At 61.1% G+C, this 23,190-nt stretch carries 20 protein-coding genes; 8 read left to right on the top strand and 12 right to left on the bottom strand.

Translation table 11 applies throughout. The features are described 5' to 3' along the window. The first annotated feature begins 91 nt into the window (after positions 1 to 91). Positions 92 to 2,470 (top strand): OmpA family protein, encoded by a 2,379-nt coding sequence (locus tag ACP148_RS04410; protein WP_421951379.1) that lies wholly within the window; start codon positions 92 to 94, stop codon positions 2,468 to 2,470. 36 nt (positions 2,471 to 2,506) lie between these two features. On the opposite strand, the gene ACP148_RS04405 is transcribed toward ACP148_RS04410, so the two are convergent. Beyond that, on the bottom strand, positions 2,507 to 3,136 hold the full coding sequence (locus ACP148_RS04405) for a GyrI-like domain-containing protein (protein ID WP_421951378.1): 630 nt from the start codon (positions 3,134 to 3,136) through the stop codon (positions 2,507 to 2,509). A 130-nt stretch (positions 3,137 to 3,266) separates the two neighbouring features. Here ACP148_RS04405 and ACP148_RS04400 point away from each other — a divergent pair, with 130 nt between their 5' ends. Both ACP148_RS04400 and ACP148_RS04395 read left to right on the top strand, forming a co-directional pair. Beyond that, positions 3,267 to 3,878: a tellurite resistance TerB family protein gene (locus ACP148_RS04400; protein WP_425033148.1), complete on the top strand. Its 612-nt coding sequence runs from the start codon at positions 3,267 to 3,269 to the stop codon at positions 3,876 to 3,878. Positions 3,879 to 3,944: 66 nt separating this feature from the next. Next, complete coding sequence (locus tag ACP148_RS04395; protein WP_421951376.1) at positions 3,945 to 4,118, top strand: hypothetical protein; 174 nt, start codon at positions 3,945 to 3,947, stop codon at positions 4,116 to 4,118. A gap of 112 nt (positions 4,119 to 4,230) precedes the next feature. On the opposite strand, the gene ACP148_RS04390 is transcribed toward ACP148_RS04395, so the two are convergent. From ACP148_RS04390 to ACP148_RS04365, 6 genes are all read right to left on the bottom strand, one after another. Beyond that, a complete protein-coding gene (locus ACP148_RS04390) occupies positions 4,231 to 4,455 on the bottom strand; it encodes a hypothetical protein (protein ID WP_421951375.1) in 225 nt (74 codons plus the stop codon). A gap of 78 nt (positions 4,456 to 4,533) precedes the next feature. Continuing rightward, positions 4,534 to 4,821, bottom strand: a complete 288-nt coding sequence (locus ACP148_RS04385) for an HlyU family transcriptional regulator (RefSeq protein WP_421951374.1) — start codon at positions 4,819 to 4,821, stop codon at positions 4,534 to 4,536. Between the two features lie 70 nt (positions 4,822 to 4,891). Further along, positions 4,892 to 6,964, bottom strand: a complete 2,073-nt coding sequence (gene rpoD, locus ACP148_RS04380) for an RNA polymerase sigma factor RpoD (RefSeq protein WP_421951373.1) — start codon at positions 6,962 to 6,964, stop codon at positions 4,892 to 4,894. 202 nt (positions 6,965 to 7,166) lie between these two features. Then, positions 7,167 to 9,089 carry a DNA primase gene (gene dnaG, locus ACP148_RS04375; RefSeq protein ID WP_421951372.1) on the bottom strand — a complete coding sequence of 641 codons (1,923 nt, stop codon included), beginning with the start codon at positions 9,087 to 9,089 and terminating at the stop codon, positions 7,167 to 7,169. A 68-nt stretch (positions 9,090 to 9,157) separates the two neighbouring features. Continuing rightward, positions 9,158 to 9,715 carry an HdeD family acid-resistance protein gene (locus tag ACP148_RS04370; protein ID WP_421951371.1) on the bottom strand — a complete coding sequence of 186 codons (558 nt, stop codon included), beginning with the start codon at positions 9,713 to 9,715 and terminating at the stop codon, positions 9,158 to 9,160. 74 nt (positions 9,716 to 9,789) lie between these two features. After that, positions 9,790 to 10,245 carry a GatB/YqeY domain-containing protein gene (locus tag ACP148_RS04365; protein ID WP_421951513.1) on the bottom strand — a complete coding sequence of 152 codons (456 nt, stop codon included), beginning with the start codon at positions 10,243 to 10,245 and terminating at the stop codon, positions 9,790 to 9,792. A 337-nt stretch (positions 10,246 to 10,582) separates the two neighbouring features. Here ACP148_RS04365 and carA point away from each other — a divergent pair, with 337 nt between their 5' ends. Next, positions 10,583 to 11,770: a glutamine-hydrolyzing carbamoyl-phosphate synthase small subunit gene (gene carA / locus ACP148_RS04360; protein WP_421951370.1), complete on the top strand. Its 1,188-nt coding sequence runs from the start codon at positions 10,583 to 10,585 to the stop codon at positions 11,768 to 11,770. A 282-nt stretch (positions 11,771 to 12,052) separates the two neighbouring features. Then, positions 12,053 to 14,038: a bifunctional 2',3'-cyclic-nucleotide 2'-phosphodiesterase/3'-nucleotidase gene (locus ACP148_RS04355; RefSeq protein ID WP_421951369.1), complete on the top strand. Its 1,986-nt coding sequence runs from the start codon at positions 12,053 to 12,055 to the stop codon at positions 14,036 to 14,038. A gap of 216 nt (positions 14,039 to 14,254) precedes the next feature. Here the strand turns inward: ACP148_RS04355 and ypfJ are convergent, their stop codons facing one another. The 3 genes from ypfJ to ACP148_RS04340 are packed head-to-tail and all read right to left on the bottom strand — an operon-like array spanning position 14,255 to position 15,870. After that, a complete protein-coding gene (gene ypfJ, locus ACP148_RS04350; protein ID WP_421951368.1) occupies positions 14,255 to 15,166 on the bottom strand; it encodes a KPN_02809 family neutral zinc metallopeptidase in 912 nt (303 codons plus the stop codon). A gap of 3 nt (positions 15,167 to 15,169) precedes the next feature. Continuing rightward, complete coding sequence (locus tag ACP148_RS04345; protein ID WP_421951367.1) at positions 15,170 to 15,682, bottom strand: cupin domain-containing protein; 513 nt, start codon at positions 15,680 to 15,682, stop codon at positions 15,170 to 15,172. Next, a complete protein-coding gene (locus ACP148_RS04340) occupies positions 15,682 to 15,870 on the bottom strand; it encodes a hypothetical protein (RefSeq protein ID WP_421951366.1) in 189 nt (62 codons plus the stop codon). Before ACP148_RS04340 ends, ACP148_RS04345 begins: the two co-directional genes overlap by 1 nt. 119 nt (positions 15,871 to 15,989) lie before the next feature. On the opposite strand from ACP148_RS04340, the gene ACP148_RS04335 reads away from it, so the two are divergent. Both ACP148_RS04335 and ACP148_RS04330 read left to right on the top strand, forming a co-directional pair. Further along, entirely contained in the window at positions 15,990 to 17,588 is a 1,599-nt protein-coding gene (locus tag ACP148_RS04335; protein WP_421951365.1) for an acyl-CoA dehydrogenase family protein, read from the top strand. A gap of 136 nt (positions 17,589 to 17,724) precedes the next feature. Further along, positions 17,725 to 18,183 (top strand): GNAT family N-acetyltransferase, encoded by a 459-nt coding sequence (locus ACP148_RS04330; protein ID WP_421951364.1) that lies wholly within the window; start codon positions 17,725 to 17,727, stop codon positions 18,181 to 18,183. On the opposite strand, the gene ACP148_RS04325 is transcribed toward ACP148_RS04330, so the two are convergent. Both ACP148_RS04325 and ACP148_RS04320 read right to left on the bottom strand, forming a co-directional pair. Then, positions 18,174 to 18,536, bottom strand: a complete 363-nt coding sequence (locus ACP148_RS04325) for a DUF1801 domain-containing protein (protein WP_421951363.1) — start codon at positions 18,534 to 18,536, stop codon at positions 18,174 to 18,176. The two genes, ACP148_RS04330 and ACP148_RS04325, sit on opposite strands and share 10 nt — an antisense overlap. Positions 18,537 to 18,606: 70 nt before the next feature. After that, positions 18,607 to 19,446 (bottom strand): aldo/keto reductase, encoded by an 840-nt coding sequence (locus tag ACP148_RS04320; RefSeq protein WP_421951362.1) that lies wholly within the window; start codon positions 19,444 to 19,446, stop codon positions 18,607 to 18,609. A 272-nt stretch (positions 19,447 to 19,718) separates the two neighbouring features. Between ACP148_RS04320 and carB the strand changes: the two genes are divergently transcribed. Beyond that, positions 19,719 to 23,030 (top strand): carbamoyl-phosphate synthase large subunit, encoded by a 3,312-nt coding sequence (gene carB, locus ACP148_RS04315; protein WP_421951361.1) that lies wholly within the window; start codon positions 19,719 to 19,721, stop codon positions 23,028 to 23,030. The last annotated feature ends 160 nt before the right edge of the window (positions 23,031 to 23,190 follow it).

Genomic DNA, 23,190 nt, shown 5'->3' with positions numbered 1-23,190 from the left:
CTTGGCGTCATTTTGACAATGTTACGTATCCCTTTCGTGTGACCGTGTTGAGCGGTCGCATCATTTGCCGGGGGGCAGAGGAGAAAATCCCATGAAGCTCAAACAATTGCTCTTGACCAGTACCGCTATGCTCATGCTCGGCACCCCTGTGGCGCCGCTGTTTGCGCAAAGCGGCGATACCACTTTCACCGTGGCTCAGGCCGCGCCCCCGGCTCTGTCCGGAGCCATTCAAACCTATCTTGAGGCACAGGCTGCGCTCCAAGCCGCCGAAGCCGGCGGTGGCGACGTGGCCGCAGCGCAGGAAGCCCTGGCGGCCGCACGCGATGAACTCGGCGCCTTGTGTGCAGCTATCGGTCAAACCGATATCGATGCCTGTATCGCCATGTTCGAAGGCGGCGAGATAACGCCTCCCGCTCCGGCGCCCGAAGCCGAGATGGAGGTCGAAGCCCAAGGGGAAGCTGCGGCTGAACCTGAGGCCCCCGCCCCCGAAGCGGCGCCCGCTGAGGAACCCGCTCCCGCGGAAGCCGAGCCCGCTCCCGTAGAGGCCGAGCCCGCTCCCGTGGAAGCCGAAGCCGAACCCGCTCCGGTGGAAGAACCCGCTCCGGCACCAGCCGACGAGCCCGCCCCGGCTGAGGAAGCTGCGCCCGCACCGGCGGAAGAGCCTGCCCCCGAGCCCGAACCGGCCCCGGCTGAAGCGCCCGCTCCGGTCGAAGAGCCTGCTCCGGCTCCGGAAACCATGGAAGAAGCCGAGCCTGCACCCGAGGCCCCGCCTGCACCTGAAGCTCCGGCAGCTGAGCCCGCCGCTCTTGCCGAGCAGCCTGCCGCCGAAGCTGAATCTTCGGCTCCAGCTTCCCTGCTCGAAGCTGTCGCCGCATATGAAACCGCTGTTGCTGAATTCGAGGCAGCGGTTGCGGCCGGTGGCGATACCAGTGCTGCCGCACAGGCTGTGATCGATGCCGAGGCCGAGCTTCGGGGCATTTGCGAGGCTCTGGGACAAACCGACCTCGACGCCTGCTTGACCGGGTTCGATATCGAACTCGACATCATCGATGTTCAGGCCGAACTTGACGGCATGGCCGAAACACCGGCCGCCCCTGAAGCGGAAGTGCCCGCAGAAGGCGAAGCTGCGCCGGAAGGCGAAGCTGCGCCGGAAGGCGAGCCGGCCCAGGACATGGATGACAGCATCGTTCTCGAAGGTGACGTTCAGGGCGAAATCGTTCCTCAGGGCATCGACGCCAGCGAGGTTGCCCCGCTCCTCGATAGCGAAAAGGACGCTGCCTCTGGCGTGATGGATGACGAACAGGGCGATGCAGACGCCCAAGTGGCAGGCGAAGCTGAGGCGGACGCCGACGCTGAGGCCGAAGCAGAGGCCCAGGCCGAAGCACCCGCAGAGCCCGCCCCTGCCCCCGAACAAGTCAACGTGACCGAGATTCCCTCGATTGACTCAGAAGAAGGCCAGGACCGTCAGGAAGTGTCGATCCAGCAAATCGAGGAGGCCGCAACGGCATCGGCCAGTGCCCAGCTTCAGGAGGGGTCTGCCCAGCAACAGACCAACCAGCAGGGCGGCGTTCTCGTCGGTCCGGTCCGTGAAGGTCCGTCCAACGCAGAAATCATCGCCACCATTGGTCTGGCCACGATCTTTGCGATCGGTGCCAACCAGTTCATCGACACGCCCGACACTCCGCGCATCGTCTATCCCGACGATCAGCAGTATTATGTCGAGAACCTGTCTGAAGGTCGCACCCGCGAGACCATCCTGCGCGCCGACGGCAGCCGCATCGTGACGATCCGCGATCAGTATGGCGATATCATCCGCCGTTCGCGCATCGAAGCCGACGGGCGCGAAATCCTGCTGGTCTATGTCGATCCCAGCTATCGCCGCTATGACGAACAGGGCCGCTGGATCGATCCGGGTCGCCAGCTTCCGCCGCTGGTGCTCAGTATTCCGCCCAGCGAATACGTGCTCAACGCGTCCTCGGCCAATGAGCAGCAGGTCGCCACGTTCCTCCACCAGCCGCCGGTGGAGACCATCCAGCGCTACTATACGATCGACGAAGTCAAACGCTCGTCGCGTCTGCGCGACATGGTCCGGCGCCTTGAGATCGCCGATCTGACCTTCGACACCGGCAGCGCCAATATTTCGCAAAGCGAGATCGGCACGCTCTCGGCAACGGCCAACGCCATGCTGGCACTAATCGCCCAGAACCCGGCCGAAACCTTCCTGATTGAAGGTCATACCGACGCTGTGGGCTCGGATATCTCCAACCTGGCGCTGTCCGACCGCCGCGCCGAGGCCATTGCCTATGCGTTGACCCGTGTCTATGGCGTCCCCGCCGAAAACCTTGCCACGCAGGGTTATGGCGAGCGCTACCTCAAGGTCAACACCCAGGCCGCCGAGCGCACAAATCGTCGCGTTACGATCCGCCGGATCACCCCGCTCATCACCCCGATGACCGGTGCGGCCGGTTAAGCACGGCACATATCGACCGAGCAAGAAAGGCCGGGGTTAATCCCCCGGCCTTTCCTTTACCGGCTGTCGCAATATGGTCCTGAGTTTTTCCGGCGCGGTCTTGCGCGGATCCCCGAGATAGATCTCGTGGTGCCGGCCCGTCGGCACCCAGCCATTGTCGGGCATATACTGCTCATGCATCCGGGCCAGAACGGGCCCTTCGTCGTCGTAAGAGCCGACATGAAGCACCTGCACGGCCCTGCCCTCCTCCAACGCCTCTACCCGTAGGAGGTCGAGCGCTGTCGGCTTTTTCTTTGCCCGCGACGTTTCGATGGCCGCCGCGATCATGGCCGGCCCGATCCAGTCGGGCACCATGATCATCATGGTCCAGTCCCATTTGTCCTTCTCGCGGGCAACAAAACTTTCCATGTCCTTTGCCCACCACAGCCCTTCGAGCGGCGGAACCGTATAGTCCCTGCCCAGCTGGGTCTTGGAGGCGAATTTGAGCGCATAGGCGACTGCGTACAGCGTTTCGACCGCCTCCCGATAGGACCGCTCGACGTTGGGATCGCCATGCCCGTCGATCATCAGGAACCGCATGGTGGGCACCTGGACGACGTGCAGCCCTTTCGATTTTGTCGGGCCGTAAAGCGTTTTGAGCCGCTTTTTGAAGTCGACCTTCTCCATTGAGGATTCTCCGCGCTCTTCAGTTCGCAACGATACGGGGCACCCTTAAAGATTGGAAAGAATTCTTGCGCACTTTGCCCGCAATCCCCATCTGTGGGGCTCGGCAATCATCGGAGATTCTTTTTACGCAATGCTCGACATCGACAAGATCGTAACGGCCCTCAAGACCGACCCCAACATGCAACGCACCGCTGGCGCAGGCGCTGCCGGCCTTGCGGCGGGCATGCTGCTGGGCGGTGGGGGCATCAAAAAGATTGCCAAATATGGCGCCCTCGCTGCAATCGGTGGGCTTGCTTACAACGCCTGGCAAAAAAGCAGGCAGGACAACACCGCGGCAGATGTCGAAACTCCGCCCGAAGGTCCGTTCATGCCCGCGCGGACCGACGAAACCGGCCAGGAAGCGCTGGGCAAGGCGCTGGTTCGCGCCATGATATCGGCCGCCAAGGCCGATGGTCGTATCGACGCCGACGAGAAGGAACGCATCTTTCAAAGGCTTGAGGACATGAACCTGTCGGCCCAGGAAAAAGCATTCGTCTTTGACGAGCTTTCAACCCCGCTCGATATCGAAGCGGTGGTGCGCGGCGCCGATACCCCCGAACATGCAGCTGAAATCTACGCGGCCTCGCTTGTTGCCATCGACGCTGATACGGCGACCGAGCGCGCCTATCTCGACACCCTCGCCAATCGGCTCAGCCTGCCCGACGCCTTGGTGACCGAGATTCACAAGGCCGCGGCACGTTAACTTTCTGGGAACGATTCCCCGGTTTCGCGCTTAACATTGACCGAACACGGAAGCGGGAGGTTTGCTATGACCTATCTCGACCCCGATCAGACGCGCCACGCAGGCGTAGGCAACATCGCACTGCGGGTGGCCGCTATTCTCGCCGTTCTGGCTTTCGGCTGGTTCGCGTTGACCGTAGGCAGCGAGGATTCAACGGGCCGCCCGGAAATCGTTCCGGAACCCACGGTCAGCACGTCCTAGAGCGCTTCCAGGATAAGTGGCTACCACGTATCCGGTTCGGAAGCGCGATAAAACAAAGACTTAGGGCAATTTAAGCGATTCAAGGAAGCGCTGAAATGCTCTAGGTTCGATCCTACTTCTTGCCGCTGCGCTTGATCGACGTGATCTTGAGCGGCGGCACCCCGGATTTCTCTGAGATGGCCCGGTCCTGCTCCATGATGGCGGTCAGCGCGGGTTCGTCGCCATCGAGCCCGCCCAGCAGACCGGAATCCACCTTGCGATTGGACCGCTGGCTCCCATCCTCGTAAACGATGTCGAAAAGCACGAATTCGGTGCGCATTGTTGGCTTTCTGGCCATGCTATTTCCAATCTGAAACTGAACAGGGCCGCCGCCAACGCGACAGCCCAGCATTGATTTTCGACGGTGAGACCGAACTTAATCGAACAGGAAACGACCCTGTTCGCGGATGATCTGCCGGCCCTTGCCCAGAGTGGCCGCGGCACAATCGTCTTTGTCGGTAAATTTGTCGGCGCGAATGAACGAATAGGTCTTGGTCTCTCCATCGATTTCTTTTTCGATGGTTCCCGCGATCTGGTATTCACCGTCCGATCTCATAAGGGTGGCCTTGATGAGATAGCCCTCGAATTCTTCCTGAGCCTCGATGCTGGGCGCTGCAGGCTGCTTGTCACCACCACCGCCGAACAGATTTTTCCAAAACGACATCTCGAACCCTCCATATGCTCGAGGCGGCCAATGGCCGCCCCGATTTGCCTTGAGCCTAACGCCAAGCGCTCTAGTTGTCCAAAAAGCTCCGCAGTTTGCGGCTGCGGCTTGGGTGCTTGAGCTTGCGAAGTGCCTTGGCCTCGATCTGGCGGATACGTTCGCGCGTGACCGAGAACTGCTGGCCCACTTCCTCGAGCGTATGATCGGTGTTCATGCCGATACCGAACCGCATGCGCAGAACACGCTCTTCACGCGGCGTTAGCGAGGCGAGAACCCGAGTCGTGGTCTCGCGCAGGTTCGACTGGATCGCCGCATCGATCGGCTGGATCGCATTGGTGTCGGGAATGAAATCCCCAAGGTTCGAATCCTCCTCGTCGCCAATCGGCGTTTCGAGCGAGATCGGCTCCTTGGCGATCTTGAGAACCTTGCGCACCTTGTCGAGCGGCATTTGCAGCTTTTCGGATAGCTCTTCCGGCGTCGGCTCGCGGCCGATCTCGTGGAGCATCTGGCGGCTTGTTCGCACGATCTTGTTGATCGTTTCGATCATATGCACCGGAATGCGGATGGTGCGCGCCTGATCGGCGATCGAACGGGTGATCGCCTGCCGAATCCACCAGGTCGCATAGGTCGAGAACTTGTAGCCCCGCCGATATTCGAATTTATCGACGGCCTTCATCAGCCCGATATTGCCTTCCTGGATAAGATCGAGGAATTGCAAGCCGCGGTTGGTGTATTTCTTGGCAATCGAGATCACGAGACGCAGATTGGCCTCGACCATTTCCTTTTTGGCAATGGCGGCTTCGCGCTCGCCCTTCTGAACCTTGGAAACGATGCGGCGGTACTCGGCGATATCGAGACCGGTTTCGGTGGCAAGCGTCTGGATTTCCGCGCGCAACTCGTCGATCGTCGCCCGCTCGCGAGCCACGAAATCCGCCCAGCCCTTTTCAGACCGCCCGAACACCTTGTCGGCCCAGTCGGGATCGAGCTCGGATCCATAATAGGCGTTGAGGAAATCGTCACGCTTGATCTTGTAGCTCTCGGCAAGACGCAGCAGGCGGCCTTCGTTGCGCACGAGGCGCTTGTTGATGTCGTAGAGCTGTTCGACGAGGCTCTCGATACGGCTGGCATTGAGCGAGAGCGACTTCACGTCCGAAATCACCCGGGTGCGCCACGCATCGAGTTCCTTGACCTCGCTGGCGTCGAGAGACTTGGCGGCAAGCTGGTCCTCGACATGCTGGTCCTGAACCTTGCGCATCCGCCCATAGGTCTCGGCGATCCGATCGAATGTCTCGACGACCTGGGGCTTGAGTTCAGCCTCCATGGCCGAGAGCGAGAGGTTGTTCTCGTACTCGTCGTCATCATCGTCGTCGTCAGGCTGGCCGCCCTCGCCCGAGCCCTCGTCCTCGCTGCCTTCACCCTTTGCGGGGCGCTCGGCGCGCGATGCGGGGGCACCGGAAGGCACAGCGGCCGGAGCCGGCGCATCCTCGTCTTCGTCCTCGTCATCATTGCCCGCCGTCGCGTCCGCCATTTTGGCGTCCGGTCCGGCATAGGTGGCTTCAAGGTCGATGATGTCGCGCAGCAAAATCTCGCCTTCGGCAAGCTGGTCGCGCCAGATGATGATGGCCTGGAAGGTGAGCGGGCTTTCGCACAGCCCCGCGATCATGGTTTCGCGGCCAGCTTCGATGCGCTTGGCGATGGCGATTTCGCCCTCGCGCGAGAGCAACTCGACCGATCCCATTTCGCGCAGGTACATGCGCACCGGATCGTCGGTCCGATCAGAGCCCGATTTGGCGTTGGACGTATTGGCGACCGCTGTGGTCCCCGTCGTCGCGATCTCGCCGCCCTCTTCGTCGTTGCTGTTGTCGGCTTCGGCCTCTTCGACCTCGTCCTCATCGACGACATTGATGCCCATGTCCGAGAACATGGCCATGATGTCTTCGATCTGCTCGGAGGTCACTTCTTCCGAAGGCAGAACCGCATTGATCTCTTCATAGGTCACATAGCCGCGCTTCTTGGCGGTCTTTATGAGCTTCTTGACGGCGGCATCGGAAAGATCGAGAAGCGGCCCGTCGGGAGCTTCGGTCTGCGATTCCGGCTTGTTGTCCGTCTCGGTCTTGGTCTGGTTGGCTGCCTTGGTGGCCATATAGTTCGCTCTCCTGAGCCGCACCCTGGTTTTGCGGCACTGGTGTCATCACCCGATGATCGCACTGGAACTGGGATTGAAAGACATCACAGGGTTAACAAATCGCTTCATTGGTGCGAAACAACCCTGATTCTGATTCGAATCCATTTGCTGCAGGAGCGCTCCATACACGCAAAAGCGCACAGACACGAATCATCTTTTTTCAAAGACTCCGCGTCGCACGCCCGGATAGCGAACCAAATCCCTCGATCAATGCCTCAGTACCGTCGACACTGGAAATCTGATTCTGGATGTCACGCAGCCGCTCGAATGCGTTTTCGCTCAGGTCTTCGCCTAGCGCCAGTTCGGCTGCTTTGAGTTCCCTATTTAGTTGAACGGATTTGTAATGCAAGGCCAGCGAGTGTTTTAATCCCGTTTCGGCGTCCGATTGCGCCGTATCGGCATCGGCTTGCCATATCCCCTGCCGCGCCAATTGGCCGCGCATCTTGTCGAGGACCGGCCCGTGCCCGCGCGCGATCAGCGCCTCGGCGATCCCGTTCGGCCCCAAATCGGGATGCACTGTCACGAGATCGAGAAATGCCGCAAGAACCTGCCGTGCCGGCAAGGACTGAAATTCGATCTCGGCCAGCGCTTCGAGCCGGGCCTGCGCCAGTTCGGGGTGGTTGACGAGACTCATCAGAATCACGGCTTCCCGCGGAATGACGCCCGGCGTTGCCCCACCCTTGAGCAGCCGCGAATTGCGCAGAGTGTCCGATACCAGCATTTTGGGATTGCCGCGTTGCCCCGTACGCCGCTGGTCGAACCCGTTGTTCCGTCCGTCCCGCCGGTATTGCCCGCGCGTCGAAACGAACAGAGACGAGATTTTTTCGTCGAACGCCTGACTGTAATGACGCCGCACGGAAACATCGGCGATCCGCGCCGCCCGTTCACGCAGCCGCGCCTCCAGCGCCGCACGCTGCTCGGGCGCCTCAGGAATGCCCCCCGCCGTCTCCATGGCCCAAACCGCATCGGCCAGCGACCGACCATTCGCAATCAGGTCGGCGAAGGCCTGCCGCCCCTGCTGCTTGATAAGGTCGTCCGGATCGAGCCCGCCGGGCAGCGTGACGATCGAAACGCTCTTGCCCGGCTTGAGCAGCGGAAGCGCGATATCGATCGAGCGCTCTGCCGCACGCATGCCGGCACTGTCGCCGTCAAAGCACAGCACCGGAATATCGGTCATCCGCCACAAGAGATTGAGGTGATCTTCGGTCAGCGCCGTCCCGAGCGGCGCTACCGCGCCGTCAAATCCTGCCGCAACGGCAGCAATGACATCGAGATAACCTTCAACGACGATCAGCTGCTTGCCGTCATAGCCGGCCTGCCGCGCCGCCTGTCCGTTATAGAGCGTCAGGCGCTTGTGAAAGAGCTCGGTTTCCGGCGAATTGAGGTATTTTGCCGCCACATCGGCCGAAAGCGCCCGCCCGCCAAAGGCGATCACCCGCCCGCGAAAATCGGTAATCGGAAACATCAGCCGGTTGCGGAATCGGTCATAAGGAACCGGAATGTCATCGCCATGCACCACCAGCCCGGTTTCGACCATCTCCCTGGCCGAAACGCCATTGGCCGCCAGAAATTCCTTCAGCCCGTTACGGCTGTCGGGCGCGAACCCGATCTTGAACCTCTGCTGCATGGCGCCCGAAACACCGCGTTCGAGCAGATAGCCCCGAGCCCGAGCACCTACATTGTGCGCCAGCGCTTCGACAAAATAGGCCGTCGCCAGTTCCATGACGTCGTAGAGCGACCGTCTTGCCTCGGCGCGCTTTTCCGCTTTCTCGTCCCGCGCGGGCATTGGGATACCCGCGCGCCCGGCCAGCAGCTCAACCGCCTCGGGAAAGCTCATCCCGGTCTTTTCGGTCAGAAAGCGAAAATGGTCCCCGCTGGCACCGCACCCGAAACAGTGATAGCGCCCCCGCCGATCGTCGGCATGAAAGCTGGGGCTTTTTTCGCCATGGAAGGGGCAGCAGGCCCACATATCGCCCTTGCCGGGCTGGGATTTGCGCTTGTCCCAGACAACGTGCTCACCCACCACCTGCGTGATCGACAGGCGGTTTCGAATCTCGTCCAGAAAATGATCGGAAAAGCGCATATGTTTTAGGTAAGCACTGGCTCGCGCTTTGTCACCTGCCCGTGCGCTTTCCCCCGTTATTCACAGCCTCAATGGCCCGATTGGTAGAGCCGCCATGCCAGCCCCAGCAGGCCGAACGCAAAGACCACCATCAGCACGCCACCAACCATGACGAGGGCCACAGCGGCCTCAAGTGGCCAGAACACAAGCAGCGCCCCGAACAGCACGTAAAGCACCCCGCTCAGAAGCACCGGCCAGATCTTGGCGTAAAGCTGCCGCTCGCGCACCACGACCACGATCTCCATAGCCCCGACCAGTATCGCCTGGAAGGCCACCAGATAGACAAGGAAGGTCGCCGTAATCAGCGTACCCAGCAGCGGCGAGATGAGGATCAGAATGCCCACAACGATCGAGAGGGCATTGCGCACCACGTCGAACCAGAAATTGCCGGTCTTGCCGCCCCCGAAAGTGATCGCCCACAGGCCCAGAACGCCGTCGATGACAAACAACGCCGCTGCCAACGTGGTAAGCACAAGAAGGGCCGCGCCGGGAAACAGCACGGCATAAATCCCCGCAAGCAGCATCAGCACTCCACGAAGCCCGGTAAGAATGGATGGAAAGCGAGACGACTTCTTTTCGTCGGCCATGATAGTCCCCTAAGCCGCAACAACGCTGGAACCATACGCCTGATATCAAAAGGAGAAAAGTCCAGGGTCAGGACCTAGGCACCCAACAGCGCCTTGACCTGTTTGGAGGCCTGCCCGAAATCGATCTGTCCGGGATATTTCGCCTTGAGCACGCCAACGACCTTGCCCATGTCCCGCAGCCCCTCGGCTCCGGTTTCCGAAATCGCCGCCTTGATCGCTGCCTCGACCTCGGCTTCGCTCAGCGGTTTGGGCAGGAACTCCTTGATGATCTCGATTTCCTCGCGCTCCTGCGCTTCGAGTTCGGGCCGCCCGTTCTGGCCGTAAAGCGCCGCCGATTCCTCGCGCTGCTTGACCATCTTTTGCAGGATGGCGAGAATATCCTCGTCTCCGATACCATCCTTGCCCTCGCCCCGTGCCGCGATTTCGCGGTCCTTGATGGCAGCATTGATGAGTCGCAGCGTCGTCGTCCGGCGGCCGTCGCGCGCCTTCATGGCGTCCTTCATGGCAGCACTGATCTGATCGCGCATGATCGGTTTCCCTTGAGGTTCGTTGTCCTGTTTTGGTGCCGTTCCTATAGCCCAAGCGTGTCCGCAAAGCCAATCGCCTGTTCAATTCGCGCCAAACCTTTGATTTTCAACATTTTCATTTCCAAAGGACTCAGTTGACCGCGCCGTGCCCTTCAAATAGGTTCGCGCAAATTCAATATAGGGCGGAAGAGAACCACCAAACGGCGACAATGGCCGGAGGTTCCGCACGCCTGAACTGGAGCACTTCCAGAATAAGTGGGCACCATTTATTCGGTTCGGAAGCGCGACTAAATAAAGCCATGAGCCGTATGGCTCTGATGCACGAAAATGGAGAAGCCCCGTGTCCGGTTGGAAAGAATCCGCACCCACCGCAGTCCTCATCCTGCGCGATGGGACGCGCCTCGAGGGCCGAGGCATCGGCGCCGTGGGCACGGCAGCCGGCGAAGTGTGCTTTAACACCGCCATGACGGGCTATCAGGAAATCCTGACCGACCCCTCATACGCGGGCCAGATCATCACCTTCACCTTCCCCCACATCGGCAATGTCGGCGCCAACGACGAAGACATCGAGACCGTCAACATGGCCGGCTCCTCGGGCATACGCGGCGCCGTCATCAAGGCCGACGTGACCAACCCCTCCAACTATCGCGCCGCCGAGCGCCTCGACGCCTGGCTCAAAAAGCGCGGCATCATCGGCATTGCCGGGCTCGACACCCGCGCTCTGACCGCCCTTATCCGCGAAAAGGGCATGGCCGATGCCGTTATCGCCCATTCGCCGGATGGCAATTTCGACGACGCGGCCCTCAAGGCCGAACTCGACCAGTTCCCTGGCCTCGAAGGGCTTGACCTTGCCAAGGAGGTCTCGACCACCCAGACCTACAAATGGGACGAGACCCGCTGGCGGCTCGGCGAGGGCTATGGCCGCGTCGAAGATCCTGAATTCCACGTCGTTGCCATCGACTACGGTGCCAAGCGCAACATCCTGCGCTGCATCGCCGATCAGGGCGCCCGCGTAACGGTCGTTCCCGCCTCCGCGAGCGTCGAGGACATCATGGCGCACAATCCCGATGGCGTCTTCCTGTCCAATGGCCCTGGCGATCCCGCTGCCACCGGCGAATATGCCGTGCCGACCATTCAAAAGGTCATGGAAACCGGCAAGCCGGTCTTCGGCATCTGCCTCGGCCACCAGCTTCTGGGCCTCGCCCTTGGCGGCAAGACCCAGAAGATGCACCAGGGCCATCATGGCGCCAACCATCCGGTCAAGGACCTGACCACCGGCAAGGTCGAGATCACCTCGATGAACCACGGCTTTGCCGTCGACCGTGACAGCCTGCCCGCCGGCGTTGTCGAAACCCACACCTCGCTGTTCGATGGATCGAACGCGGGGCTGGCCGTCGAGGGCAAGCCGATTTTTTCGGTCCAGTACCACCCCGAGGCCTCCCCCGGCCCTCACGATGCCCACTACCTCTTCAAGCGCTTCATCAATCTGGTGCGCGAGCAGAAGGGCATGGAGCTGGTATCGGAATAACCGGTTCGCGGTTTTCAATCCTCAAGGGCGGTCTTCGGGCCGCCCTTTTTCTTTGCGCCATTTTCCACAAGCCCACTGTCATAATTTGACCAAACGATAAAAAAGGAAGAACCTATGAGCGCTTCCAGGATAAGCGGCTGCCGGTTATCCGGTTCGGAAGCGCGATACAAAAGACTATGCGCGCGTCATCGGGCCGTCAGAAAACTGCGGCAATGGGGAGACGAGCGCCTTGCATCATTCTTGGTGATTCAACAAACCCCAGCGTCCTTTCGGAGGGACATCATGCACCACAAACTTTCAATCAGCCGCCGCGCCTTTCTTGCGGGCACGGCTTCGGTCGGCGCGGTCGCCGTCGTCATGCATCCGTTCGCAGCGATGGCGCAGGCCAATCAGGCCCATCTGCGCATCCTCGAAACCACCGATATCCACGTCAACCTGCTGCCTTACGACTATTACGCAGATCGCGAGGACAACACGCTCGGCATGGCGCGCACCGCCTCGATCATCGAGAATATCCGCGCCGAAGCCGGCAACGCCATCCTGCTCGACAATGGCGACATGCTCCAAGGCAGCCCCATGGGCGATTACGTCGCCTATGAACGCGGCGTCGACGAAGAAGACATCCACCCCACCATCGCGGCCATGAACGCGCTGGGCTACGACGCGGGCACCATCGGCAACCACGAATTCAACTACGGCCTCGAATTCCTTGAAACGGCGATGGCCGGGGCGCAATATCCGGTCGTGCTCGCCAATGTCGTGCGCGGTGAAACCCTGCCCGACAATATCTCCGACGATGATACGCTTTTTGATCCCTATGTGATCGTCGAAAAGGAACTGACCGATGGCGCGGGCCAGACCCATACCATCCGCATCGGCCTGATCGGCTTCGTCCCGCCCCAGATCATGACCTGGGATTCCGCGCATCTGGCCGGCAAGGTTGCCCCGCGCGATATCATCGAAACGGCACAATACTACGTCCCCATCATGCGCGAGGAAGGCGCCGATATCGTCGTCGCCATGAACCATGGCGGCATCGAGATCGGTTCAGGCCCGATGCAGGAAAACGTATCGCTCCAGCTTGGCGCGGTCGAGGGCATCGACGTGGTTCTCGCCGGCCACCAGCACCTGGTCTTCCCCGGTCCTGACTATGAAGGGATCGAGGGCGTCGATATCGAGGCCGGAACGCTCAACGGAACGCCCGCCGTCATGGCCGGCTTCTGGGGCAGCCATATGGGCCTTATCGATCTTCTCCTTGAAGTCGACGATGCGGGCGCATGGTCTGTCCTCTCCCACACGTCCGAAGCGCGTCCCATCTATGAGCGCGTCGACGGCGCTGTTACCCCGACCGTAGAATCCGAAGACACGGTAGCCGAAGCGGTTGACGAGGAGCACCAGGCCACCCTCGACTATGTCCGCCGGCCGGTGGGCGAAACCGCCGCTGCGCTGCATTCCTACTTCGCGCTGGTGGCCGACGATCCGTCGGTCCAGATCGTCAACATCGCCCAGAAGGCCTATCTCGAGCAGATGATGGCCGGCACCGAATGGGAAGGCATTCCGATCATTTCGGCCGCTGCCCCTTTCAAGGCCGGTGGTCGCGGCGGTCCGGACTATTACACCGACGTCCCCGTCGGTCCCGTCGCCATTCGCAACGTTGCCGACCTCTACCTCTACCCCAACACGATCCAGGCCGTGTTGCTGACCGGCGCCGATGTCAAGGAATGGCTTGAGCGCTCCGCGGGCATCTTCAACCAGGTCGAGCCGGGGTCCAGCGATGCCTCGCTCATCAACCCGTCCTTCCCGTCCTACAATTTCGACGTGATCGACGGCGTGACCTACAAGATCGACGTCACCCAGCCGTCCAAATACGCCGCCGACGGCGGTGCGCTGGAGAACGAAACCGCCGAGCGCATTGTCGATCTTATGTTCGACGGCCAGCCCATCGATCCCCAAGCACAGTTCGTGGTTGCCACCAACAACTACCGCGCCGGCGGTGGTGGCGGCTTCCCCGGCATCGGGCCCGACAAGATCATCTTCATGGGACCCGATACCAACCGCGACCTGATCGTGCGCTACATCGTCGAGCAGGGCACGATCGATCCGGCTGCCGACAGCAACTGGTCGCTGGCCGAAATCGGCGACACCACCGTCCTGTTCGAAACCGGCCCGGCCGCCGAGCAGCTCGTCGCCGACGTCACCGCCGTCACGATCGAACCCACCGGCGAAACCAGCGAAGCCGGTTTCGGCGTCTACCGCATCACGCTTTAGCAAAAACCGATTCCGGAACAACGGCTTGGCCGGTGTTCCGGAATCGAAATGAACCGGGTCTCAAGTTGAATCAGAACTTGAGGCCCTTCATTTTTCAGATCAAGCGAGCGTCCTAGAGCGCTTCCAGGATAAGTGGCTACCACTTATCCGGTTCGGAAGCGCGATAAAACAAAGACTTAGAGCAATTGAAGCGATTCAAGGAAGCGCTGAAATGCTCTAGATCCCGTCAGAAAACGTGTCGCACTGTCCCACATTTCCCGATGAGTATCCGCGCGCGAACCAATCCCGACGCTGTTCGGAGCTGCCGTGCGTGAAAGTCTTGGGAACGATAGCGCCTTGCGTGCGGCTCTGGATGGCATCGTCGCCGATCTGTTCGGCAGCGTTGATCGCCTCCTCGATATCGCCGTTCTCAAGCAGATTTTCCTCGCCCACATAGCTTGCCCATATCCCGGCATAGCAATCGGCCTGCAACTCGATCCGCACCGAATAGGCATTAGCCTCTTCCTGGCCCATAGACTGGATGGCGCGGGAATATTCGGGCAAGACGCCGACCAGGTTCTGAACGTGATGGCCGATTTCATGGGCAATCACATAGGCCTGTGCAAAATCGCCTGGCGCACCGAACTGGCTCCGCAGCGTTTCGTAAAACGACAGGTCGATATAAACATTCTGATCGCCGGGACAGTAAAATGGTCCCGTACGGGCATCCGCCAGGCCACAGGCCGACTGATCGGTATCGGTAAACAGCACCACAGTGGCCGGCTCATAGGTCATGCCGTTCTCGATGAACACTTCGGTCCACAGATCCTCGGTGTCCTGAACAACAACCGCGACGAAATCGGCAAGATCGTCCTCCCCTGCCTCAGGCAGTGGCCGGGAGACCGAGCCCGAACCGCTCGTTCCCGTGCCCAGACTGCCATCGAGCAACGCCATGGGGTTGATGCCGAGCGCCACCCCGATAATCAGGATGACGACGATCACCCCGACCCCCATTCCGCCACCGGATCGACCGCCGGTGGGAATGCGAAATCCAGACCCTCCCATGCCCGACGAACGACCGAACATGCCACCGCTCGCGCCGCGTCTGTCCTCGATATTGGACGATCGTTTACGTCCCCGCCATTTCATGGACTATCCCTCGCTCCAGGCCCCAGGCAATGTTCCGATTTCACCCTGCACCGGATCGGTTTGGGGCAACGGTACATTCGAAATATTGGCAAGCGCTGTCTCGCGCTCACCCTTTTCGCCCGTAAGGATATCCCAATCCTGACCCGGCGGGTACGCTCCAACCACAGCAAAATCAGCGCTCGAGCTTTCAAGCTTATGGGCAACCCCTGCCGGGATCACGACCGCATCACCGTCCCTGACTTCAACGACACGCCCCTGCGGACCGCCCAGTGCGATCCGCGCGTTGCCACTGGCAACGCCGAGCACCTCATGGGCAGTCGAGTGATAGTGATGATACCCGAAAATCGAGCCGACCCATTGGGCCGGCCAGCCATTTCGCGAAAACAGGGTTTTGAACGCCTCGGCCGAGGCGCCTTCCTCGATCGCCGCGCGATAGACCAGGACGCCAAGCGCGCTGTTGGGAAACCGGCCATCGTCGTCCAGCACGAGCCGTTCAACAGCGCCCGCTTGCGCCATTATTCCGCTACGTCCACCGCCGGCACGTCGACGGACACCGTTCCGCCCTCGCCGCCGGAATTGACGTTGACGAAATATATGACGCCGATGACCACGACCAGCCCGATGATGACAGCAAAGATCAATCCTCCGCCCCCGCCCCCGCCACCATTGGTGACAACAACAGTTTCGCGTTCCCGCTCATCCATCTTTTCAATTCCTTTCAATAACCGCCCGCCCGCGGAAAACGGGGATCCGGAACGAAAGGTTCCTCCAGCCGATTGACGCGAAGTCCCGCCGGAGGTCCAATCGCTGGTGGAGAAGATGCATGAGCACTGTCGATCCCTTTGCGGTCACCAACCAGCCGCCCCCACGCGGCGCCTTACCCCTGTGGGAAGGCGATCCGGTGCTGCGAGCGCTCGTTCCTGCCGATCAAACGCCCCCACGCCATTTGGCCGATCACCTGGGCCGGTCCGATACGGTGACCGACGGCCAGCGTCTCGCCACCGGTCCCGGCCCGGTGCTTGAGCGCTTCGACACCGGGGGGCGGCGGATCGACACGATTGTCTATCCCGAGGCCTATCATCGCCTTCTGGAACTGGGGCTTGGGGCCGGATATGCCGCCCTGCCCTGGGCCGGCTCGCGGCCGGGCGGCCACGCGGCGCACGCTGCCATGGTATATCTGGCCAGCCAGATCGAGCCCGGCACCTGCTGCCCGATGACCATGACCTACGCCGCCATTCCGGTCCTGCGTCGTCATGAGGGGCTGGCAGCCGACCTCGCGCGCCTTGCAAGCGTTCCGGCCTACGATCCCGCCGATACCCCCATCGCCGGAAAGACCGCCACCACCATCGGTATGGCAATGACGGAAAAGCAGGGCGGCTCCGATGTCCGCGCCAACCGGACCATCGCCGAGCCTGCCGATGGCGCCTACCGCCTTTTCGGGCACAAATGGTTCTGTTCGGCGCCGATGTCCGATGCCTTTCTGACTCTCGCTCAACGACCGGAGGGACTTTCCTGCTTTCTCGTCCCCCGGCGCCTGCCCGACGGCGCGCTCAATGCCATCCACCTGATGCGCTTGAAGTCCAAGCTCGGCAATCGCGCCAATGCCTCCGCCGAGATCGAATATCACGGCGCCCATGCCCAAATGCTCGGCGCGCCCGGCGATGGTGTCCGTACGATCCTGGAAATGGTCCACCATACCCGCCTCGATACGGCCGTCGCTCCGGCCGGCCTGATGCGACGGGCGCTGATCGAAGCACTCTATTGGTCGGGCCACCGCAAGACCTTCGGCAAGACACTCATCGATCAGCCGCTGATGGCTTCGGTGCTGGCCGACCTGACGCTTGAATGGCTCGGTGCGTTGACCCTTTCCATGCGGGTCGCCAGGGCGTTCGATGACAGGGAGGCAGGCTTTGCCCGCCTTTCCGTGGCGCTCGCCAAATATCTCAACAACAGGCGCTGTCCGCTGGTCACCGGCGAAGCGATGGAGGCGCTGGGCGGCATGGGATACATCGAGGATACGCCAATGCCCTGGCTCTACCGCGAGGCCCCCCTCAACGCGATCTGGGAGGGCTCGGGCAACGTTATCGCCCTCGATGTCATGCGGACCATCGCCAGGTCACCGGGAGCCGTCGAAGCGCTGATGGCCGAACTGAACAGCGCGCGCGGTGCCCAGGTCGCCTTCGATACCGCTCTCACCGGGCTGGAAGCCACCCTCACTCAGCCGCCCGATGAATCCCAGGCCCGCCGCCTCACCGAAACCATGGCGCTGTTGCTCCAGGCCAGCCTTCTGTTGCGCGGCCCCACGCCCGTCGCAGGCGAAGTCTTCGCCGCAACTCGCCTCGGCGGCGATTGGGGCCATACAATGGGCACGCTCCCGCCCGGTGTCGATACAAGGGCGCTCATCGCCCTGGCTCAGTCCTGATCGCCTTGCGATGCCCCAATCAGATTGTCCGTAATCCACCACGATCGCTTGCTGGCTCGCACGGGGCTAGGCAACGTCCCGGCTGCCGAGCAACCGCGAATCGTGAAACATGGGCGCGCCGTTCAGGAGATGCCCCATGTCCGACCTTGCCATCCGCAACGCCACAATCGATGATTTGCCCTTCATCGTCGGGCTGATCGCTCACGACACGGTGCTGGACCTGATCGATGATCCCGCCCAGGCGCAAGGCCCCGACTATCTGGCAGCCTTTCAAGCCATTAGCTCCGATCCCAATCAGGTCCTGCTGGTCGCTGAAACCGACGCCGTCAGTGTGGGAACCTTCCAACTCACCTTCACGCCCGGCATTTTCCGCCGCGGCGCGTGGCGCTGCACTATCGAAGGTGTTCACGTCTCCCCCGAGCACCGCAACAAGCGGATCGGCGAAAAGATGATGGCCTGGGCCGTTGGGATGGCAAAGCAGAGGGGCTGCGCGATGGTACAGCTCACCTCGAACAAGAAAAGGACCGACGCGCACCGCTTTTACGAGCGCCTCGGCTTTTCAAGGAGCCATGAGGGCTTCAAGCTCTATTTGTGATCCTGCATCTCGCACCAGGCGATGACCACGCGCCTCAGATCGTCGGCCTTGGCCGCGACATCGTCGAGATCGGCAAATTTCATCGTGCGCCCATCCTTTGCCTCGCCTTCAAGGCTGGCGAAATCGCCTGGGATCGACGCACCCTGATGAAACATCAGGCTCGCATGCTTTTTGGACTTGGGAAAAAAGCTCGCGATATTGCCTTTGTAGACAAAGGTCGGCGCTTGCCACTTTATGGTTTCCTGGACTCGCGGGTCGGCCGCCAGCACTATCGTTCGCACCGCCTCGACAACCGGCTTCATCGGGTTGTCGTAGCCAGCCATCCACGCATCGACGGTCTCATTACGGTTCACCCCGCACCTCCCTTATGCAAGCGCGGTCCAAATCTACCATAAAATCCGGTTCCCGGCAGGGTTCGCCCAATCAAACCTGCAGGAATTCGCCCTCATCGGGATTGACGCCAGTCCGCCCATCGGCGCTATCCAGCGTTGCGATCTTTCCCATGTCCTCCGCATCCAGTTCAAAATCGAAAACGCCAAAGTTTTCCGCTATCCGCTGCGGGTTGGCCGATTTCGGAATGACGATCAGCCCATTCTGGATATGCCAGCGAATGGTGACCTGGCCTGCCGTACGGCCATGCTTTTGCGCGATCTCCCTGATCGCGGGGCTTTCCAGAACATCTCCTCGCCCCAGCGGGCTCCAGCTTTCCGTCCTGATGCCATGCTTGTCGTTGAAGGCCCGAAGCTCTTTTTGCTGGAATACAGGTGACAGCTCGATCTGGTTGACCACCGGCGTCACGCCCGTCTCTTCCATCAGCTTCTCCAGATGCGCCTGATGGAAATTGGACACCCCGATCGACCTGATCCGGCCATCCTCCTTGAGCTTGATGAACGCCTTGAACGTATCGACGAAATTGCCGGTCTTGGGCATCGGCCAGTGAATGAGATAAAGATCGAGCACGTCGACCCCCAGATTGGCCATGGTCTCGTCGAAGGTCTTGAGCGTCGAATCATAGCCATGCCGCCCGCTCGGCAGCTTGCTGGTGACGAACACTTCGTCTTCACCAATCCCCGACGCCTTGAGGGCAGCACCCAGCGCCGCTTCGTTGCGATAGGCATAGGCTGTATCGAAATGCCGGTAACCGGCACCGATGGCCGCTTCCACAACACCCTGCATGTTTGCGCTGTCGAGCTTCCACGTCCCGAGCCCGACCTGCGGAATCGTGTTGCCATCCGAAAATTCGATAAAGCTCTGCTGCGTCATGGCGGCGCTCCTTGCTTTGACTTGTAAATGATGCGCCGCAATCGATCGAACGGCGTTGGGAGGTCCTGAGCACTGTATCGCTGTAGCCCGATTGCGCCACCCCGATGGGCCGTAAAATCGGTCCGCGACAATCAGGAGCAAAAGAATCCGCTCCTTAACGCTGGAAATCCATACAAGGTTGCTCTAAGGAGACCGCTTAGCCAACAGAATCCAAGATCCGTCCGACGCGCGACAGCTTTCCTGCCGCGCGCTTGCCGTACGAGAAGTATCACATGCCCAAACGCACAGACATCAAATCCATCCTCATCATCGGGGCTGGACCGATCATTATCGGCCAGGCCTGCGAGTTCGATTATTCGGGAACGCAGGCTTGCAAGGCGCTGCGCGAAGAAGGCTATCGCATTATCCTGGTGAACTCCAATCCGGCGACGATCATGACCGATCCCGATGTCGCCGACGCCACCTATATGGAGCCCATCACCCCCGAAGTCGTCGCCAAGATCATCGAAAAGGAGCGCCCCGACGCGCTGCTCCCCACCATGGGCGGCCAGACTGCGCTCAATTGCGCCCTCTCGCTCAACAAGATGGGCGTGCTTGAGAAATTCGGCGTCGAAATGATCGGCGCCAATGCCGAAGCCATCGACAAGGCCGAGGACCGCGAGCTGTTCCGCGACGCCATGACCAAGATCGGGCTCGATACGCCACGCTCGCGGCTCGCCCACAACACCATCGAATCGCTGCAAGCCCTCGAAGATATCGGCCTGCCCGCCATCATCCGCCCGTCCTTTACGCTCGGCGGCACCGGCGGCGGCATCGCCTACAACCGCGAGGAATATCTCGCCATCTGCGAAAGCGGCATCGATGCCTCGCCCACCAATGAAGTCCTGATCGAGGAATCCGTCCTCGGCTGGAAAGAATACGAGATGGAAGTGGTCCGCGACAAAAAGGACAACTGCATCATCGTCTGCTCGATCGAAAACATCGATCCCATGGGCGTCCATACCGGCGATTCCATCACCGTCGCCCCGGCCCTGACGCTGACCGACAAGGAATACCAGATCATGCGCGACGCCTCTTTGGCGGTGCTGCGCGAGATCGGGGTGGAAACCGGCGGCTCGAATGTCCAGTTCGCCATCAACCCTGCCGATGGCCGCATGATCGTCATCGAGATGAACCCGCGCGTGTCGCGCTCCTCGGCCCTGGCCTCCAAGGCCACCGGCTTCCCCATCGCCAAGGTCGCTGCGCGCCTCGCCGTCGGCTACACCCTCGACGAGCTTGAAAACGACATCACCGGCGGCGCAACCCCGGCTTCGTTCGAGCCGACCATCGACTATGTCGTCACCAAGATCCCGCGCTTTGCCTTCGAGAAATTCCCCGGCGCCGACAACCGCCTGACCACCTCCATGAAATCGGTCGGCGAAGCCATGGCGATTGGCCGCACATTCCCCGAATCCCTGCAAAAGGCCCTGCGCTCGCTCGAAACCGGTCTCACCGGCCTCAACGAAATCGGCATTCCCGGCCTTGGCGAAGGCGACGACAAGAATGCGGTCAAGGCTGCTCTTGGCACGCCCACGCCCGACCGTTTGCTCTGGGTCGCCGAAGCCATGCGGCGCGGCTACGATCACCAGATGATCTTTGATGCCTGCCATATCGACCCCTGGTTCCTCGAACAGCTTCAGGCCATTGTCGATACCGAGGCCAAGGTGCGCGAATTCGGCCTGCCCGAAACCGACGGCCAGATGCGCGGTCTCAAGGCAATGGGCTTTTCCGACGCCCGCCTGGCCGAGCTTTCCGGCAAGACCGCAAAGGAGGTGCGCACCCACCGCCACGCCCTCAATGTGCGCCCGGTTTACAAGCGCATCGACACCTCCGCCGCCGAATTCGCTTCACCCACGGCCTATATGTATTCGACCTATGAAGCGCCCTTCGCCGGTGCCGTCGCCGATGAGGCCAACCCGTCCGACCGCAAGAAGGTCGTGATCCTCGGCGGCGGTCCCAACCGGATCGGCCAGGGCATCGAGTTCGATTATTGCTGCTGCCACGCCGCCTTCGCGCTGTCCGATGCCGGTTATGAGACCATCATGGTCAACTGCAATCCCGAAACCGTCTCCACCGATTACGACACCTCCGACCGCCTCTATTTCGAGCCGCTGACCGAGGAAGATGTTCTCGAAATTCTCAAGACCGAGCAGCAGAACGGAACGCTGCACGGCGTCATCGTCCAGTTCGGCGGCCAGACGCCCCTCAAACTCGCCAACGCCATCGAACGCGCCGGTATCCCTATCCTGGGCACCCAGCCCGACAAAATCGATCTGGCCGAGGATCGCGACCAGTTCATGAAGCTCCTGAACCGGCTCGATCTCACCCAGCCACGCAACGGCATCGCCTATTCGCTCGAACAGTCCCGCATCGTTGCCGAAGGCCTGGGCTTCCCACTGGTCATCCGTCCGTCCAACGTGCTGGGCGGCCGCGCCATGATGATCTGCCATTCGGCTGACGATTTCGAGCGCTACGTCCAGTCGACGCTGACCGAGCTTGTGCCGCCCGAAATCCGGCACAAATACCCCAACGACAAGACCGGCCAGATCAATTCGGTCCTTGCCGCCAACCCGCTCCTGTTCGACAGCTACCTGCAGGGCGCGACCGAAATCGACGTCGATTGCCTGTGCGACGGCACCGACGTGTTCGTCGCCGGCATCATGGAGCATATCGAGGAAGCGGGCATCCACTCGGGCGACAGCGCCTGTTCGCTCCCGCCCCATTCGCTGAGCCCCGAAATCATCGCCGAACTCAAGCGCCAGGCCGCCGAAATGGCCCGCGCGCTCAATGTCGGCGGGTTGATGAACGTTCAGTTCGCGCTGAAGGACGGCACGCTCTACGTCCTCGAGGTGAACCCGCGCGCCTCGCGTACGGTGCCGTTCGTTGCCAAGGTTATCGGCTATCCGATCGCCAAGATCGCCGCCCGCATCATGGCCGGCGAAAAACTCGCTGCCTTCAATCTCGAGGAACGCGAAATCAAGCACATCGGCATCAAGGAAGCCGTCTTCCCCTTTGCCCGCTTCCCCGGCGTCGATACGGTTCTCGGGCCGGAGATGAAGTCGACCGGCGAAGTCATTGGTCTTGATACAGATTATGCCACCGCCTTCGCCAAGTCCCAGCTTGGCGGCGGCACCAAAGTTCCGCGCGAGGGCACCGTCTTCGTTTCGGTTCGCGACGAGGACAAGGGCGCGATCGTGGAATCCGTCCGCGATCTTGCCAATGCCGGGTTCAAGGTCATCGCCACCGGCGGCACCCAGCGGTTCCTGGCCCAACAGGGCATCGAATGCACCAAGATCAACAAGGTGCTCGAAGGGCGCCCGCACATCGTCGATGCGATCAAGAACGGTGAGGTGCAACTGGTCATCAACACCACCGATGGCGCCAAGGCCGTTTCCGACAGCCGAGACATCCGCCGCGCGGCCCTGATGAGCAAGGTGCCCTACTACACCACCATCCCAGGTGCCGTAGCAGCCGCCGAAGGCATCATCGCCTATCGCAGCGGCAATCTGACCGTAAAGGCACTGCAGGATTATTTCGCAGCATAAATGGCAAGGGCGCCCCGGTGCCCTTTCCGCCTCGAAATCGCTGGCGGGACATACCCGCTGCTGGCTGGCGTCGAGCGTTGACCAAACGCTCCGATTGGCTATTGTTGCGGCCATGATGATGTCCAACAAGTTCGCCGTCTTCCTGAGCGCCTGATTGGCG

The sequence above is a fragment of the Pelagibacterium sp. genome, from assembly GCF_965249125.1.
In the GTDB taxonomy this organism is placed as follows: Bacteria; Pseudomonadota; Alphaproteobacteria; order Rhizobiales; family Devosiaceae; genus Pelagibacterium.
This window is presented reverse-complemented; position numbering and strand designations above follow the sequence as displayed.